Here is a 15,506-nt window from a genome sequence, read left to right as displayed (position 1 = left end):
CACCAGCAACACCACCACCCCACCCTGCCACCCCCAAAGGACAGCTCCCCAGCGGAGGGGCGGAGCACCCCAAGGACACGGCAGAACACGGCAGACTGTTGCCCGGCGTTGAAAATGCCGATGAAAGCGGCGTTCACGATGCCGACGGACTCTGATGGCGACGCCCCGCCGGTGGGTGTTCCGGCGGGGGGTCGTCGGCGAGGTGTCGTTTTCGTCGGCGCGGTGCCGGTTGCGGACGATCATTGAATTCCCCTGGCGTCGGGTTCCGACGTCAGGACTCTGTGAGTTCTTCCAGTTGTTGAACGACGTGCCCGATGGGTGCGGTGGCGTCGATCTCGACGGTCGCGGTGACTCGCAGCAGCGGTTCGACGGTGGCCAGGTGATGGAGAATGGCGGCTCGTTCTTCGGGCTGCTTGCCGTAGGGGTTGTTGGTCCGGGCTGCGATGCGGGCCAGCAGCACCTCGGCAGGTGCGCTGAGCAGCGCGATGTGGTCGAACTGTGGGTAGAACCGGCCTTGGTTGGTCTTGCATCCTGCCACGAACAGGCTGCCCTCGCCGTGACTGGTGAGCAGGTCGGTGATGGCCTGCTCCCGCCATATCCAGTCGCTCGAACCGTCCGGCAGTTTCACCCAATGGCTCCAGGCGTCGGTGTCGGTGTCCACCGTCCTGTGTCCTCGCTGGCGCAAGTGGTGAAGTGCTGTCGACTTGCCGGTGCCCGACATCCCGGTGATCAAGACCTTCACGGAGCGAGCCTATGCGAGTCGCCGGACGGCCGGGCGGGTGCTTCCCACGGGGGTTCAGTCGCCGACCACCTCGCTCACCGAGGCGCGGGCGGCGGCCTCGTCGACGAGGTTCTTGCCTGTGGCGAACGCGGCGACGAGGGCCTGCAGGGAGAGGTTGTTGACCGCTCTCGGGTAGCCGCGCGAGGTCGTGTGGATCAGCGTGAGGGCGTGTCCTCGGTGAACAACTGGTCCGGACGCCCGGCGATCTTCAGGTGGTGGGCGACGTAGCTGGTGGTCTCGGCGGAGGTCATGCCCGGCATCGTGTAGCGCGGGGCGGTGCGTTGTTCCAGGGCGGCCAGGAAGGCGAGTTTCATGGCCCCGCGAGCGGCCGAGCGCTTCGCCTGCCGCACCGCCTCCGCCAGGAACGGACGCAGGCGCAAGGGCGCGCGCACGTGAAGTGATCTTTGTGCGGCCCCTTTTGAGGCACTCGGCGCTGCTGGCGGCGGGCCCATCGGAGCCCCTGCTGCGTGCTGGTGAGCGCGGATAGAGGTGGAGTCGATGTTGATGTTCCAGTCGATGTCGCCCGCTGGGTCGGCGACGGCCTGGACGTGCTGGAGCAGCCGCTGCCAGGTGCCGTCGGCCGACCACAGCGCATGACGTTTATGGATGGTCTGCCACGGGCCGAAGCGTTCGGGCAGTTTGCGACACTGGCAGCCGGTGCTGAGCCGGTGGATGATCCCGTTGGTCACCTGGCGGTGGTCCCGCCACCGGCCGCACCGGCCGTTGCTCCTGGGCAGCAGCGGCACGAGCACAGCCCACTCGCCATCCGTGAGGTCCCCCTGCTGAGCATGACCAGAACAACGAGTCACTGGCCGCCGAGACACCTCATCACCAAGGCAGCAGGCACCCGCCCGCTCGATTACACAGCCTGACGTGCCAGGTGTCGGTGGCGACCAAGCGACAGCGCTCATGCTTCCAGACGATCCAGCCAGGCATCCTGGCCGTCCGCCAACGGGAAGGCCAGGGGCAGCGGCTCGAAACGGCAGTGGAACGTCATGCCGTTGTCGCGCCCCGCGCCTGTCACGTGGTGGTCCCACGCATCCGGGACATCTGCGTCGTCGTCCACCTCCAGTTCGAAGAAGGTGGTGCGGCGTGGGAAGCGGCGGATCGGGTGCGGCGTGTGCTCCTCCGCGAGGGGGCGCAGCACCCGCACGCAGGTCAGCCCGCACTCCTCCGCCACTTCCCGCAATACTGCCTCTTCCAACGGCTCCTCCGGGGCCACACCCCCCGCCGGGACGTGCGTGCCGGGCGGCAGGTCCGCGTCGTGGTCGAACACGAGCAACTCCACCGACCGCCCCGCGCGCCGACGCAGGACGTAGGCAGCCACCCGGATACGCAACGTCAACTCCCGCATTCCAGCAGCGTAGGAGTTACACATCCTCGATCACGGGAGAACCCCCTAGATCGAGGAGACAGGCCCTAGCTGGAAGGTGCGGCGAAGCGGCTGCCCGGCCGCGTCACCTCGGTGTGGATCTCCGCTCACGCAGCCGCTGACACGCCCACTCCGCTGCCCACCCGGGCGAGCCTGCTGACGTCTGCTTCAGCGGCCTTGGCTGAGCGGGTGGTTGAACCCCTGGGCGGAGATGAGGGTGGCCGCTTCCGCGAGCTCGGTGGCGAAGCGCTCCACGGCCTCGTAGGGGAAGCGGTGGCTGGGCCCGCTGAGCGAGAGCGAGGCGATGACCTTGCCGGAGCGGCTGACCACCGGGACGGCAACCGCGGTCAGGCCCTCGTCCCACTCGCTGCTGCTGACCGCGTAGCCGCGGTGCGCCGCCTCCTCTGCCCAGGCGCGCAGCCGGTCGGCGTGCGTGTCGCCGTGAGGAGATGACGCGGCGATGCGCCGCAGCAGGGTCTGGGAGGCGTCGCGCAGCAGGACCTTGGACGAGGCTCCGGCCCACAGCGGCTGCTCGTCGCCGACGTCGACGACGTGGCGCAGCGGGTGCGGGCTCTCCTCGTGGGCGACGCAGATGCGGCTGACATCGCGGGCGACGAAGATGTTGACCGTCTCGCCCAGCCGGTCGGCGAGGTCGCGCATGACCTTGCGGGTCTCGCGCGGTACCTCCCACTGGCTTCGGGCAAGGTAGGCCCAGCGCCACAGTCCGGGGCCCGCGGTGTAGCCGAGTGGGTGCGACCAGAGCAGGCCGCTCTCCTCCAGGGTCTGGATCAGGCGCAGGGCGGTCGTCTTGGCCAGCCCGGTCGCCTCGGTGATCTCGCGCAGGGTGATGACGGGACGTTCCTCGCTGAGCAGATCGAGGATGTCCAGGGCGCGCCGTACGCTGCGGACGCCACTCGCCCCATTGCGCTCTCTGCCCGCCTCGGCCTGTCGGTCCCTGTCGTCCACGCGGATCCCTCCCGGTTTGTTGGTCGTCGCGCGGCACCTGTCGTGTCCGTGGCTGCGCTGAGCTCTGACGCTAGTCCACCAGGCGGACCATTGGAACCGCAATGGCTGAGAAATCTCGGCGTAACCCTTGTAGCCGGGAGGCTCGCATCATATGTTTCCGCTACTTGGTTCAGTCGGTCCACGCAATGGACCTCGTTCTTGAGGGTCGCCGTCTCGCACCGCTGTGGCGATGGCCCGGTTGCCGTGAAGGCCCGCTCCCCACCCGCCGAGCGTCCGCCGTCATCAGGCGTCTGTCCCCACCGTAGCCATCCGTGTCCCGTCCTCGACGGCATCGCGCACCGCTCGCGCGCCCTGCCGGGGCGGGGAGTCGCAGCATCCAAGGGAGTATGTGAGATGAGCAGTGCGCAGCAGTCGCCCGCGCCCGGCGGAGCCGGAGTCTCGGGTGTCGCGAAGAGAGCAGCGATCGCGAGCTTCATGGGAGCTGTCGTCGACTGGTACGACTTCTTCCTTTACGGCATAGTCGCCGGCCTCCTCTTCGGTGACCTGTTCTTCCCCGGCGCCTCACCGGCCGTGGGCACTCTCGCCGCCTGGGCCACCTTCGGGGTCGGCTTCCTCTTCCGGCCGCTGGGCGGCATCGTCTTCGGCCACTTCGGAGACCGGCTGGGCCGCAAGCGGATGCTCGTGCTCACCATGCTGATCATGGGTGTGGCCAGCACGTTGATCGGCGTGCTGCCCACCTACGCCCAGGCCGGAGTGTGGGCACCGGTGCTGCTGGTGCTGCTGCGGGCCGCTCAGGGCTTCGCGGTCGGCGGCGAGTGGGGCGGGGCGGCGCTGATGGCGGTGGAGAACGCCCCCGCCAAATGGCGCTCCCTCTACAGCAGTGGCGTCCAGGTCGGCGCTTCGTTCGGTCTGCTGCTCGCCACCCTCATCACCAAGATCATGTCGGGCACGACCTCGGATGCGGCCTTCCGCTCCTGGGGCTGGCGGGTCCCGTTCCTGGTCAGCGCGGCCCTGGTGATCGTCGGCCTGATCGTGCGGGCCAGGGTCGAGGAGTCCGAGGTCTTCATCCGCCAGGTCGCGGCGAAGGCCGAGGACGCACGGCCCCGCGTGCCCCTGATCGCCGCGGTGAAGTCCAACCCCAAGGGTTTCTTCGCGATCATCGGGCTGCGTCTCGTGGAGCTGTTCACCTTCTACGGCGTGACGACCTTCGGCCTTGCGTACGGCACCGGCGAACTCGGTCTGAACCGCGACAGCCTGCTCAACGTCAACCTGGCCGTCGGCGGGCTCGCCGTACTGACCATTCCGGGCTTCGCCTACCTCGCCGACCGTTTCGGCCGCCGCCGGGTCTACTGCTGGGGCGCCCTTGCGGGTGCCGTGAGCGCGGTGCCGTACTTCTGGGCGATGGAGTCCGGTTCGATGGTGCTGATCGTCGTCTGCGCGGTGCTGCTGGTGAACCTCGCGCACGACATGGCGGTCTCCGTCCAACAGTCCCTGTTCACCGACATGTTCGGCCCTGAGTACCGCTACAGCGGTGCCGGCGTGGGCTACCAGCTCGCCAGCGCGATCGGCGGCGGTTTCACCCCGTTCATCGCCAGCTCCCTGGTGATCTGGGCGGGCGACGGCTGGGGCCTGGTCGCGGGATACATCACCCTCGGCTGCGCGGTCTCCTTCCTCGTCGCGCTGCGCATGCGGGGCGACGACGTGACGGCCGGTGCGCCGAAGGGCGTACGAGACCACGCGGCGGCGGACACGACCGCCTGACCGTCAAAGGTGCCCCCAACTCTTGTTGGGGGCACCTTTCGCGCCGTACGCTGACCGCACAGTGGAATTTTCGAACCGTCTAGTGGACCGCTTGGAGTTCTGGTGAAAGCAGCCGTCCTCACCGCACCGGGCCGGATGGAGATCGTCTACGACCAGCCGGAGCCCCACTGCGGACCGTACGACGTCGTCGTGGACATGGACGGTGTCGGGCTGTGCGGTACCGACCTCGCCGTCTTCCACGGCAGGCGGCGGCCGCCCGCGATGCCATGGGTCATGGGCCACGAGGGCTTCGGCAGGATCGCCGCCGTGGGCACCGAGGTGCGGGACCGTCAGGTGGGCCAGAGCGTGGTCATCGAACCCAACTACGCCTGTCTGAAGTGCGCCGACTGCCTCACCGGCCTGACCTCGGCCTGCCCGCACCGGGCCATCGTCGGACTGAACACCCCGGGCGTCCTCGCCGAACGCGTGGCCCTGCCCGCGCACTTCTCCCATCCCGTCCCCGACGGTCTGACCGGCGCCGACCTCGCCGCTACCGAGCCGTACACGGTGGCACGGGCCGCCGTACGGCGCAGCGGCGTCACGGCAGCGGACCGCTGCCTGGTCGTCGGCGCCGGCGCCCAGGGGCTGCTGGTCTGTCTGATCCTGTCCCGCCTGGGCATCGAGCCGGTCGTCACCGAACCGCATCCGCAACGGCTCGCCCGCGCCGAGCGGTTGGGCGCGACACACGACGACGGCCGCACCGGGTTCACCTATGTCTTCGAGACCTCCGGCCACGGACCCGCGCTGGGCCCGGCCGTGGAGCGCGCCGCCCCCGGTGCCACCGTCGTCCTGATCGGCCTCAATGCCCAGCAGCTGCCGCTGACCACCGACGACGTGGTCCGCCGGCAGCTGGTGATCCGGGGGTCGATGATCTACGACCACCCCGGCGACTTCACCACCGCGATCGCCGAGCTGTCCGTGGCCCGCCCCGGAGCCGTCGTCGAGGCGTGCTTCCCGCTCGACGAGGCCCAGCAGGCGTTCGCCGGCGCGGCCGAGCGCGCCGGGAAGACGTGGATCACGATCGGGGGCGACCAGGATGCGTAAGTCCATCGCGACCGTTTGCCTGAGCGGTTCGCTGACCGAGAAGCTGACCGCGGCCGCCCGCGCGGGCTTCGACGGCGTCGAGATCTTCGAGAACGACCTGCTGGCGAGCCCGCTCAGCCCCGAGGAGGTCCGCGCCCGCACCGCGGACCTGGGACTGGGTATCGACCTCTACCAGCCGATGCGGACGTGGAGGCCGTTCCCGAGGAGGACTTCGTACGGAACCTGCGCCGCGCGGAGCGCAAGTTCGACGTGATGCGCAGGCTCGGGCCCGAAGCGCTCCTGGTGTGCTCCAACGTCTCCCCGCGTGCTCTGGACGACGACACCCTGGCGGCCGAGCAGCTTGGCCGACTGGCCGATCTGGCCCAGGAGTTCGGCGTCCGGGTCGCCTACGAGGCGCTCGCCTGGGGACGGCACGTCAGCACGTACGACCACGCCTGGCGCATCGTCGAACAGGCGGACCACCCCTCGCTCGGTGTCTGCCTGGACAGCTTCCACATCCTCTCCCGCTGCTCGGAACCGAAGGATCTCGAAGGCGTCGAGGACATCCCCGGCGAGAAGATCTTCTTCCTCCAGCTCGCCGACGCCCCGCTGATGGCCATGGGCGTCTTGCAGTGGAGCCGCCACTACCGCTGCTTCCCCGGTCAGGGCGGCCTCGACGTGACCTCCCTCGTCCGCCATGTCGTGAACGCCGGGTACCGCGGCCCGCTCTCGCTGGAGGTCTTCAACGACGTGTTCCGCCAGGCGGACGCGGGCAGCACCGCCGTCGACGCGCTGCGCTCGCTGATCGCCCTGGAGGAGAGCGCGGGCATTGCCCCCCTCCCCAGCCCCTTCGTCCCGTCCGGCGTCGCCTTCGCCGAACTGTCCACCGCCGACCCGCAACCAGTGACCGAACTGCTGGCCGGGCTGGGCTTCCGACGGACCGGACGGCACACCGAAAAGCCGGTGGAGCTGTGGGAACAGGGCGACGCCCGCATCCTCCTGAACCACGACACCGGCACCCCCCCCACTCTCGGCTTCGCTCGAGCGGGGGGACCCCCATCGACGGCACGGCGCTGGCCGGCATCGGCCTTGAGACCCCCGACCCCCGCTCCGCCGCCGACCGCGCCGAGTCCCTGCTCGCCCGGGTGCTGCCCCGCCGCCGCGGCGCAGCGGACATCTCCCTGGACGCCGTCGCCGCCCCCGAGGGAACCGAACTGTTCTTCTGCGCCACCCGGCGTCCCGAACACCCCGACTGGACAAGCCATTTCACTCCCACCGTCGGCTCGGCGGACGGCATCGTCACCGGCGTCGACCACGTGGCCCTGACCCAGCCCTGGCACCACTTCGACGAGGCAGTCCTCTTCCACCGCACCGTCCTCGGGCTGCGCCCGCACGAGAGCGTCGACCTCGCCGACCCCTACGGCCTCTTCCGCAGCCGCGCCCTGTCCGACGAGACCGGTGCCTTCCGTCTCGTCCTCAATTTGGCCCCCAGCCCGGCGGCGAAGACCCGGACCAGGGCCCAGCACATCGCCCTCGCCACCGACGACATCACCTCCGCCGTACGCCGCATCCGGGCCGCCGGAGCGGAACTGCTGGCGATCCCCGCCAACTACTACGACGATCTCGACGCCCGCTACGTGTTCGCCCCCGGTGAGCTGGACATGTACCGGGAACTCGGCATCCTCTACGACCGCGACGAACACGGAGGCGAGTTCCAGCACTGCTACACGGCCACCGTGGGCCGCGTCTTCTTCGAGATCGTCCAGCGCACCGGCGGGTACCGCGGTTACGGCGGCGCCAACGCCCCCGTACGTCTGGCTGCACAGCGCCGATGACCGTGGCCTGCTGGGACGCCTCCCTCATGCGATCCACAGCAGGCATGAGCGCGATCCGAGACGCACGACCGACGACCTGAGAGTCGCGCTGCGTGCGGTTCGGGCGGCGAGCAGATCCTTGCTGCACGTGGGTCAGCCGTGAGGGTGCGGCTGTCGGCCTGGGGACGCCCACCTCCGGTCTCATCGAATACGACGGCCGAGTCCTTCTCTGGCTGGACCAAGACGTTCACCGATCCCCGGCTCTGCGGCGCCATCGTCGACCACCTCACCTTCGGCAGCAACATCATCGAGGCCGGAACCGACTCCTACCGCCTTGCCCAGACCCGCGCCCAACAGGCCGCCAGGTTAACCGTCTTCGCCTCTTCCCGCCCCCGTCGCGTCGGACCCCACACCGCAAGCTCTCTTCCCGGCAACGACACGAACCGCCAACCACCCGGCCCTGTCACCTGCCAGGCTTCAAACGACGGGTCTGCCCGGCAATTCAGCTGCTGTCCATTGTCGAAGACCAGCCGCAGCGAGCCCGTCTTGAAGGCCACCGCCGACACGATTTTCGCGCCGAACAGGGCCAGAGCCGCCGCCACATCCTGCCGCCCCGGATCCAGCACTTCCTGCGGCCCCTCGGTGCCAGCCGGCCCTCGGGAAAGCAGGCATGAGCCCTCCAGTGCAACCCAGCACTCCGCCCCCAGCAGAAGCGACAACTGGTAGTCGACACTGATCTTGGTGACAGCCAGACCCCGAAGACCCAAGATCCACCGGTCTTCATGCTCGGCGAAGACAGATTCATGCACCTCCGCACCATGCACTGCCGCATGCCGACAACGCCACTCAGATCCGTCCTGGAAGCCTCACGGCACGCCCGGGTGGGGCCAAAACTCACTGGTGATCAAGCCCTACTTCGCGCGCAGGTGGGGTCAAAATCCGTTCCCAAACGGGGCCGTTACTCATCCGTGAAGCCACCCGCTGCGCGAGCAGGGGCCGCACCTCGCCGATGGCGCGGGTGATGGTCGAGCGGTCCATGCCGAACCAGCAGGCCAGCACGTCATCCATGGTCCCATGGGGCAGACTCACCAGGGTGGCCAGCAGCCGGTCGACGAAGACGAACTTGCGCTTCGCCCCGGCTCCCACCGCCCGTTGCCGCGGCCGTGCCGTCAGGCGTGCCTGATGCCGTTCATGCCACATTGGGCCCCTCGGCGACGAGTTCAGCGATCACAACCGGCGACAGCCCGGTGACCCGGTACTCCGCCACGATCAACTCACGCGCCCCAGCCCCCACCATGCCCAGTTCAACGAGCCACCCGGACGCCGAGCCGCGGCCAACCGTGCACGAGGTCGTCAGGGGCAACTGCCGTGCCAGCGCACCAGGTTGGAAAAGGATCAGTGTGTGATGAGCCACGCGAAGGACCCGGCTCAGACCATATCCGGGCTGAGCCGCGGGTCAACGTGCAGGAAATCACGGGGTGTACGGACGAGTCGGGGCCCAGCAAAGCATTCGAGTGCCGCCAGCACACTGCGCCGATCCGCCCCGATCGTCCCAAGGACGCAGATGCCCACGTAGCCGAGCTCACGATGAGCCTTGGAGAGCCCCATACTCGTCTTCGGAACGGGTGCCTCCGCGCGGAGGCGGACGGCCAAGACCGTCAACCCCTCCTGGTGCGATTGGCGGACGCGATCGTGGATCGACCACCGCATCAGCCCGACGTGGGAGATGTCCGTCCACGGCACGCGGACATCACCGTGGCCACGCATGAACCTGATCTCCGCGGAGTTGAGGACCAGCGTCGCGACGTGCCGGTCACTCGAGAGCGGACCAGCCGCGAACAGAGCAGCCCCGAAGAGCCACAGGGAGAGCAGCATCGGGATGCCGATCATCAGGGGGGCCACCCAGCTCAGCCAGCCCGACCAGTCCAACGACACCGTCCGCACCGCCTCGGTGAAGATCCAGCCGAAGATCAGCGTGCCGACGCCGCCAATGGCCATGGGCTGACGCCGGTTACGGGCAGCGGTCGCCTTGTCGGGACAAAACCGCACCTCGTCGTGCGCTGGGGATGGCGGAGCTGCCGACGCTGGGCCACGGGCCAGCGCGAGATCGCCGGCGGTGTTCAGCGCGCGCCGCTGCGGGCGCGGCAGTCCGCGTGCGGCAAGGATTTGTGTGACCCGCTGGTAGATCGCGTCCAGGGTCTGTGGCCCGGACTGGCGGAGTGCCTGGAGCAGAGCACCAGTGAAGGCCGTGTATGGTTCGCCGCTTGGTGCATGAGAGGGTGCGTTGGCAGTGGTTGAGGTAAGGGTGTAAGTGCCGGCAACCTCCAACTGGCCAATGATCAGCCCTTGTTCGTCGCCCATGGCCTCAATGGCCCGGCCTGAGAAGCAGCAGTCGAGAATCAGGATCCGGATGGCCGCTGGGCTGCTGGCCAGTTCCTCGCGAAGGGTGTCGAGGGGCAGGGCCGTATAGCGCAACAGGGACGGCTCGGTCTCGGTCAAGCTGAGGTAGAGGCGGCCCTTGTCGTCGAGCAGACCGTGTCCCGCGTAGTACACGAGCAAGACGTCTGTCGCTTCGCGAATCGTGTTGCTGAGGATGGGGCCGAGGTGCTGCATATTGGCAGGATCGGAGACGACCTGGCACAGCTCCGGCGTGATTGTACCGGCGGCCGGGTCGGTGAGAACCTGACGCAATGCGTCCAGGTTGGCGGCCACGGCAGGAATCGACGGCAGCTCCGGGGCCTTGGGGAACCGGCTGGCGCCGATCAGAACAGCCCGGGAACGGGCAGTTTCGGGAAAACGCGTCACCGCTCGGGCTCCTGGTCACCGAGCAGGTCACCGACCTCCCGGATCAGTGCCTGAGCGTCAGGGACCCGCTGCGCATCAAGTTCCAGAGTGCGGCCGTCCGAGGTGATGGTGATCTTGATGTCCGAGCGTCGCTGCCGGAGCCAGGTCGAAAGCGACTGGGCCAGTGCCGCTCCCGCTCCTCCCGAGCCCAGCGCCACCACCAGCGCGTCAACCAGTCCGCCCATCTCACCGGACCGTGGCGCCGCCCGCTCAAGCACCGCGCGGCCGCGCAGCTCGTCCTCGTGGTGGAGCCAGTCGAGCAGCGATCTGAGTACGATCTCGCCCTCGGAGCTGAGGACGGCTATCCGGACACTACGTGTTGATTCCACGGGATCATCCTGCCGGGCCACCGGTGTCCCGAACGTTCGAACGTCAAAATTGCGATGCCCGAAGTCAGGCTGAAGGCTGTCCCGAAATTGCTGTGCAAGAAGACGCCGCTACGGTCGACTCATCACGCCGTGAGCCGGCAGTAGCCCTACCAGTGCGTCTACGGCCTCGACAGCGTTCGAGGTGGCGAGTATGGGGTCGGGCTTCCGGAGAAGGAGGCCGCTCCAGACCCGGAAGGAGGGACGGCCCTCTGGCCCACCGGTGTCGAAGGAGATGACCCCGCCAGCTCGTGCACGTTGTCTTGTGCCCCAGGCATCCAGACCGCGGGGCTGTCCTCGAACCGGAGATAGTTGTGGCTGGTGAAGGGATACCACTGGCTCAACGCACTCGCCCTGGCGGAGGAAGCCGACGAAGCCCTTCATAGGCTTCGGTGCGTCCTGCTCGCCCTGCCGGATCCACTCCAGCAGGAGGTATCCGCGCTGGTGACGGACCATGTCGGCGAACGCCCGAGCGAGGTCGCAGGCCCGGGTGATGTCCGGGCAGGCGAGCCGGACTTGAAGGAGCCGTGTCGAACGACGTCGCATCCGTCCCGAGACTGATTCCGGCCGTCTCGGACATGCCCCACACGACGAAGCAGAGCTTTCCGGAGTACGTGTCGACGGGTTTGGGGAATGGGCCCGTGGAGGTGGGGGTGGCAACCTTCGCGTTCATGAGCCTTCTGCGACCAGGTCAGTTCATGCTCTGCGGCGGTACGGCGGCGAAGACGACGTCGTGGCGTGCGATCTGTCGCATACCGTTCCGGCCCTCCTCCGGTAGGTCGGCGGCGCGCCACGTCTCGCGCACGGCGCGCTGCAGAGTTCGCCGGCCGGGCAGCGGGCCTCGATCCTCACGCCGTCCAGCTGTGCGACCACGTGGCCGGCGCGCAAGCGCCCCGTCTTCAGGCAGAGGATAGATTCACGTGCGTCAATACGCGGGGGTGCCGGGCTCGGTGCGTGAGCGTCGTAACTGCCGTGGTCCTGCTCTTTGCCGCTGTGCACGTCCGCGTCCTGGTCCTGGACATGCTCCTGTGGACCAGCCCCGCCACCCCCAAGGGCCGTGAGCGCACGATGTGCGGGGATGCCCATGACGTCGTCGCGGATGCCGGCGTAGGGGTCGAGATCCGGATCGAACTCGCCGAGGCGGAAGCGGATCGGCAGGCGGCATTGCGCGGCGCGGCCGATGCGGCCTCGGTGGGTGGGCCGCGGCAACCACCGTGCGGAGTCCGCAGAGGGTGATGTCGCCGTCCTCGCACTGTCCGGGAGGCCGTCGTCGCGGACGAACGTGCTCGGAGGCGCCCGGCGCCGGAGGCGATGACCGGGCGGAAGGCGACGGGGTCGTATTCGCTCAGCGCCCACCTTGCTGCAGTCGGCAAGTCAGTTGTCGGCTCATCGACACGGTCGCTTGTTGAAGCGCTTCGACGTGCCGTGATGCCCAGTCATGCGTCAATCGCAGCTAGATCGCCCCCTTCGGCCACGCCTGTTACCGGAAAGTGGCCTGATAGCCCCGTTGTCATCCCGGAAGCTCAGCCTTAGTGTCACCGAAACATCGAAGCGCATCGACTCGGGTATCTTCCGTCCTCCCGAAATCAGGCCACCGGAGGACTCGACGACGGCCCGCCCCTACCGGTCCGATCCACGAAAGCGAAGGGCGGCAACGATATGAGCACCGAGATGATCCTCCGGGCCGTCCTGCGAGCGGCCGCCGGCGACGGTAGCGGCTCCCGTGTCGGCAACTCGGTTGTCGCGTCCGTCAGACTCCCCAACTAAACCGTCACCGAGTCGGGTCGCCCCGCGGAGGGCGGTGACCCGCCCACCGACCACCGCCTCCGGAAGGCTGGTCGGCCCGGACGAGCTGTCTTGATCCGCCCCCCCCCCGCTTTATCCAGCCCACCTCTCCCCGACCACGCCAGACCGACGGGACTGCTGCTTGTGCGCAGGCCCTGTACGGAGCCGCACCCGAAACGCCAGGACCTTTCATGTCTGCTGCCTCGCAACTCTCCCGACGAGGACTGCCGGCCGTCGGCGCGGCCACAGCCGCACTCCCCCTGCTCGCCCCCTCCGCCGCAGCCGCCCGCGCGGCAGGGAGGGTCCGATGCGCGCCCTGCGCCTTCCGCAACGCCGAGATGGTCGGCGGCGAGGCCGTCGCCGTCAGCGCCGACGGCAAGCGGATCGTGTGGTCACCGGCCGGCGTACCGGTCAGCTGGTCCGACGACCACGGAGCCACCTGGACGGCCACGAAGGGGCTGTCGGCTGGGGCGACCGTACGCTCCGACCGGGTGAACACGGCGAAGTTTTACGCCTGCCACTCCGGCGCCTTCTACCTGAGCACGGACGGAGGCAAGAGCTTCGAGGTCACGGCGGCCACCGGTCTGCCCACCGCAGGAAACATCGGGTTCAAGGCGGCACCGGGCCACGAGGGCGACATCTGGCTGGCTGGTGGCACCACCAAGCCCACCGCCCCAGCACCGTACGGGCTGTGGCGGTCGACCGACTCCGGGACGTCCTTCACCAAGTTCGAGGCGGTTGACGAGGGCGACGTCGTCGGATTCGGCAAGGCAGCACTTGGCGCCATGTGTCCCGCCGTGTACACCAGCTCCAGGACCCGCGGCGTGCGCGGCATCTCCCGGTGCGACGACGCGGGCCGGACCTGGACCCGCATCAACGACGACCGCCACCAGTACGGCTGGACCGGCAACACCATGACCGGAGACCCCCGGGTCCACGGTCGCGTCTACTTCGGGACCGACGGGCACGGAGTCGTCTACGGCGCCCCGCCGTGAGATCCGGCGTCCGGTGACCGCGATCCGCACCCGCCGTCCCGAAGGGGAGACCGACGTGGTCCTGTCCCCGGGGCAGGACCGCCGACTCCTCCTCTCTTGTGTGATCCCCCCACTCAGCACACATTCCGGAGGGCAGATGAAATTCCGTATCGGCTGGGCCGCGCTTCTCGCGGCTCTGGCTCTCGTCGTCACCCTGCCGAACTCGGCAGTGGCAGACTCATCGACATACTGGTTCAAGCACTACGCGACCGGCGGCAACGCCTCGACGTGGTACAGCAACGACGCCTCGTGGGGTGTCAACTCCTCGACCGGCACTGGCTTCGTCGCCATGGTCGATGGCAAGGACTGGGGCTATACGTCCCCGGTGACGACGCTCCCCAAGAAGCTCAGCGCCATCAGCCCCAACAACACGACGTGGTTCAGCCAGTCGGCGTACCCGAACTCCGGCTCGTACTACGACGCCACGTACGACATCTTCATCGACCCGACCGCCGCGCCCAGCAACCGCAACTCCCACAACGAGCTGATGATCTGGCTCAACTGGTCCAACACCAAGCCGCTGTCCAACGCCTATGACGCGAGCGGCAACGCGATCCCGGTCGCGACGAACGTCAGCCTCGGCGGCCGCACCTGGAACATCTACGAGTACAACTGGCCGGACGGCGTCAGCCACACCATCAGCTACCTGGACACGAACAGGTCCGGCTGGTGGTCCGGCAGCCTCACCCCGTTCTTCAATTGGGGCATCGACAGGGGCTACTACTCCAACGACCAGTACCTGAACAGCATCATGGCCGGCTGGGAGTTCGGGCCGGGCAACTACACCGCCTCCTCCTGGGGCGTCGCGGGCTTCTGACGCCGCAGCGAACCGAGAGCCGGAGCACCGCCCGTCTCTCCGTGCGGAGGGGCGGGCGGTCCGGGAGGACTACCTGATTCGACGGCCACTGGAGCCGGTCGGCGACCTGCCGCAGACGTCGCGCCCGCTTGGTGAGCGGTCCACGGGCGGCGACACTGGGCCAGTCCGCCGGACCGGCCATGAACGGATGCTGTACACGCCGTCGTGCATCGGCTGAGGAAAACACGGTGACCCTTGCGATGCCGAGCACAAGCGCTCCCTGAAGGCCACAGTCTGGCTGGCCCCCGGCCTGGCAGGAGACCTTGCGGACGCCCTTCTCGCCGACCACGCCGACGCCTGTTCATCAGCCGACGATCAGGTCAGGTACCAGGGGGTGCGCCCCAGGGTGTAACCGCCCTTGTGGGTCTTGGGATTGGCGCCGGAACCCACGCACACGGCAACCCGCCGGTTGCGGACCCAGTCCACTCCCTTGGTGTTGGTGGTGACGGTCTGATCAGCGACGTAGGAAGGGCGGTTGCCCCAGCCACAGGCGTGATAAGACGTCATTTCACTTGGCCAGTCGGCGGTGACATATGAGGGTCGCGGCGATGGCTGTGAAGGCAGGTAAGTGTTCCGGCTTGCGCTCGCAGCGGCGGCGCAGGCGGCGGCAGCCAGACAGCCAGGACACGGTCCGCTCCACCACCCAGCGGTGCCGACCCAGCCGCTGGGACGACTCGATGCCCTTGCGGGCAAGGCGGTGCCGGATGCCGCGGGAAGCGAGCCATCGTCGCAGGTGGTGGTAGTCGTATCCCTTGTCACCGTGCAGCTTGGCGGGCCGTCGGCGTCGGCGGCCGCGACGGGAGCGGATGGGTGGGATGCCGCGGACCAGCGGGATGAGGGCTTGGCTGTCGTGGAGGTTCGCGGCG

Annotated in this window: 15 protein-coding genes and 2 pseudogenes; 7 read left to right on the top strand and 10 right to left on the bottom strand. The window is 68.5% G+C overall.

Annotated features, from left to right (window positions below; all coding sequences use genetic code 11):
* Positions 1 to 271 precede the first annotated feature (271 nt).
* From ACWDAG_RS47280 to ACWDAG_RS47265, 4 genes are all read right to left on the bottom strand, one after another.
* Positions 272 to 742 carry an AAA family ATPase gene (locus ACWDAG_RS47280; protein WP_450701787.1) on the bottom strand — a complete coding sequence of 157 codons (471 nt, stop codon included), beginning with the start codon at positions 740 to 742 and terminating at the stop codon, positions 272 to 274.
* Positions 743 to 936: 194 nt separating this feature from the next.
* The gene (locus ACWDAG_RS47275; protein WP_450701786.1) at positions 937 to 1,692 is read right to left on the bottom strand and encodes an IS5 family transposase; all 756 of its coding nucleotides are present in this window, start codon (positions 1,690 to 1,692) and stop codon (positions 937 to 939) included.
* Positions 1,689 to 2,135: an NUDIX domain-containing protein gene (locus ACWDAG_RS47270; RefSeq protein WP_450701785.1), complete on the bottom strand. Its 447-nt coding sequence runs from the start codon at positions 2,133 to 2,135 to the stop codon at positions 1,689 to 1,691. The genes ACWDAG_RS47275 and ACWDAG_RS47270 overlap by 4 nt, the downstream gene beginning before the upstream one ends.
* Positions 2,136 to 2,321: 186 nt before the next feature.
* On the bottom strand, positions 2,322 to 3,119 hold the full coding sequence (locus ACWDAG_RS47265; protein ID WP_450701784.1) for an IclR family transcriptional regulator: 798 nt from the start codon (positions 3,117 to 3,119) through the stop codon (positions 2,322 to 2,324).
* Between the two features lie 393 nt (positions 3,120 to 3,512).
* Between ACWDAG_RS47265 and shiA the strand changes: the two genes are divergently transcribed.
* From shiA to ACWDAG_RS47245, 4 genes and pseudogenes are all read left to right on the top strand, one after another.
* A complete protein-coding gene (gene shiA / locus ACWDAG_RS47260; protein ID WP_450701783.1) occupies positions 3,513 to 4,880 on the top strand; it encodes a shikimate transporter in 1,368 nt (455 codons plus the stop codon).
* A 102-nt stretch (positions 4,881 to 4,982) separates the two neighbouring features.
* Entirely contained in the window at positions 4,983 to 5,963 is a 981-nt protein-coding gene (locus ACWDAG_RS47255) for a zinc-dependent alcohol dehydrogenase (protein ID WP_450701782.1), read from the top strand.
* Positions 5,956 to 7,777 (top strand): annotated as a pseudogene (locus ACWDAG_RS47250) (bifunctional sugar phosphate isomerase/epimerase/4-hydroxyphenylpyruvate dioxygenase family protein). Before ACWDAG_RS47255 ends, ACWDAG_RS47250 begins: the two are co-directional and overlap by 8 nt.
* A gap of 198 nt (positions 7,778 to 7,975) precedes the next feature.
* Positions 7,976 to 8,119 (top strand): annotated as a pseudogene (locus ACWDAG_RS47245) (ATP-binding protein); the annotation flags it as partial.
* On the opposite strand, the gene ACWDAG_RS47240 reads toward ACWDAG_RS47245, so the two are convergent.
* The 4 genes from ACWDAG_RS47240 to ACWDAG_RS47225 all read right to left on the bottom strand — a co-directional run bounded on the left by ACWDAG_RS47240 (position 8,083) and on the right by ACWDAG_RS47225 (position 10,929).
* Positions 8,083 to 8,565 carry a DUF6188 family protein gene (locus ACWDAG_RS47240; RefSeq protein WP_450701781.1) on the bottom strand — a complete coding sequence of 161 codons (483 nt, stop codon included), beginning with the start codon at positions 8,563 to 8,565 and terminating at the stop codon, positions 8,083 to 8,085. The pseudogene ACWDAG_RS47245 and the gene ACWDAG_RS47240 sit on opposite strands and share 37 nt — an antisense overlap.
* Before the next feature lie 85 nt (positions 8,566 to 8,650).
* The gene (locus ACWDAG_RS47235; RefSeq protein ID WP_450701780.1) at positions 8,651 to 8,956 is read right to left on the bottom strand and encodes a helix-turn-helix domain-containing protein; all 306 of its coding nucleotides are present in this window, start codon (positions 8,954 to 8,956) and stop codon (positions 8,651 to 8,653) included.
* 228 nt (positions 8,957 to 9,184) lie between these two features.
* Positions 9,185 to 10,561: a caspase family protein gene (locus ACWDAG_RS47230; RefSeq protein ID WP_450701779.1), complete on the bottom strand. Its 1,377-nt coding sequence runs from the start codon at positions 10,559 to 10,561 to the stop codon at positions 9,185 to 9,187.
* Positions 10,558 to 10,929: an effector-associated constant component EACC1 gene (locus ACWDAG_RS47225; protein WP_450701778.1), complete on the bottom strand. Its 372-nt coding sequence runs from the start codon at positions 10,927 to 10,929 to the stop codon at positions 10,558 to 10,560. Before ACWDAG_RS47225 ends, ACWDAG_RS47230 begins: the two co-directional genes overlap by 4 nt.
* A 990-nt stretch (positions 10,930 to 11,919) precedes the next feature.
* On the opposite strand from ACWDAG_RS47225, the gene ACWDAG_RS47220 reads away from it, so the two are divergent.
* The 3 genes from ACWDAG_RS47220 (at position 11,920) to ACWDAG_RS47210 (ending at position 14,601) form a co-directional block, all read left to right on the top strand.
* Positions 11,920 to 12,201: a hypothetical protein gene (locus tag ACWDAG_RS47220; RefSeq protein ID WP_450701777.1), complete on the top strand. Its 282-nt coding sequence runs from the start codon at positions 11,920 to 11,922 to the stop codon at positions 12,199 to 12,201.
* A 740-nt stretch (positions 12,202 to 12,941) separates the two neighbouring features.
* Positions 12,942 to 13,745, top strand: coding sequence for a hypothetical protein (locus ACWDAG_RS47215; protein ID WP_450701776.1), 804 nt, complete (start codon positions 12,942 to 12,944; stop codon positions 13,743 to 13,745).
* 136 nt (positions 13,746 to 13,881) lie between these two features.
* Positions 13,882 to 14,601, top strand: coding sequence for a GH12 family glycosyl hydrolase domain-containing protein (locus tag ACWDAG_RS47210; RefSeq protein ID WP_450701775.1), 720 nt, complete (start codon positions 13,882 to 13,884; stop codon positions 14,599 to 14,601).
* Positions 14,602 to 14,955: 354 nt separating this feature from the next.
* Here the strand turns inward: ACWDAG_RS47210 and ACWDAG_RS47205 are convergent, their stop codons facing one another.
* The gene (locus tag ACWDAG_RS47205; RefSeq protein WP_450701774.1) at positions 14,956 to 15,147 is read right to left on the bottom strand and encodes a hypothetical protein; all 192 of its coding nucleotides are present in this window, start codon (positions 15,145 to 15,147) and stop codon (positions 14,956 to 14,958) included.
* 1 nt (position 15,148) lies between these two features.
* The coding region (locus ACWDAG_RS47200) for a transposase (RefSeq protein WP_450701773.1) at positions 15,149 to 15,506 on the bottom strand (358 nt) is incomplete at its 5' end.

It is taken from the genome of Streptomyces sp. NPDC001157, assembly GCF_053598255.1.
The sequence above is the reverse complement of the archived record's forward strand: the minus strand, read 5'-3'. Positions and strand labels throughout refer to the sequence as shown.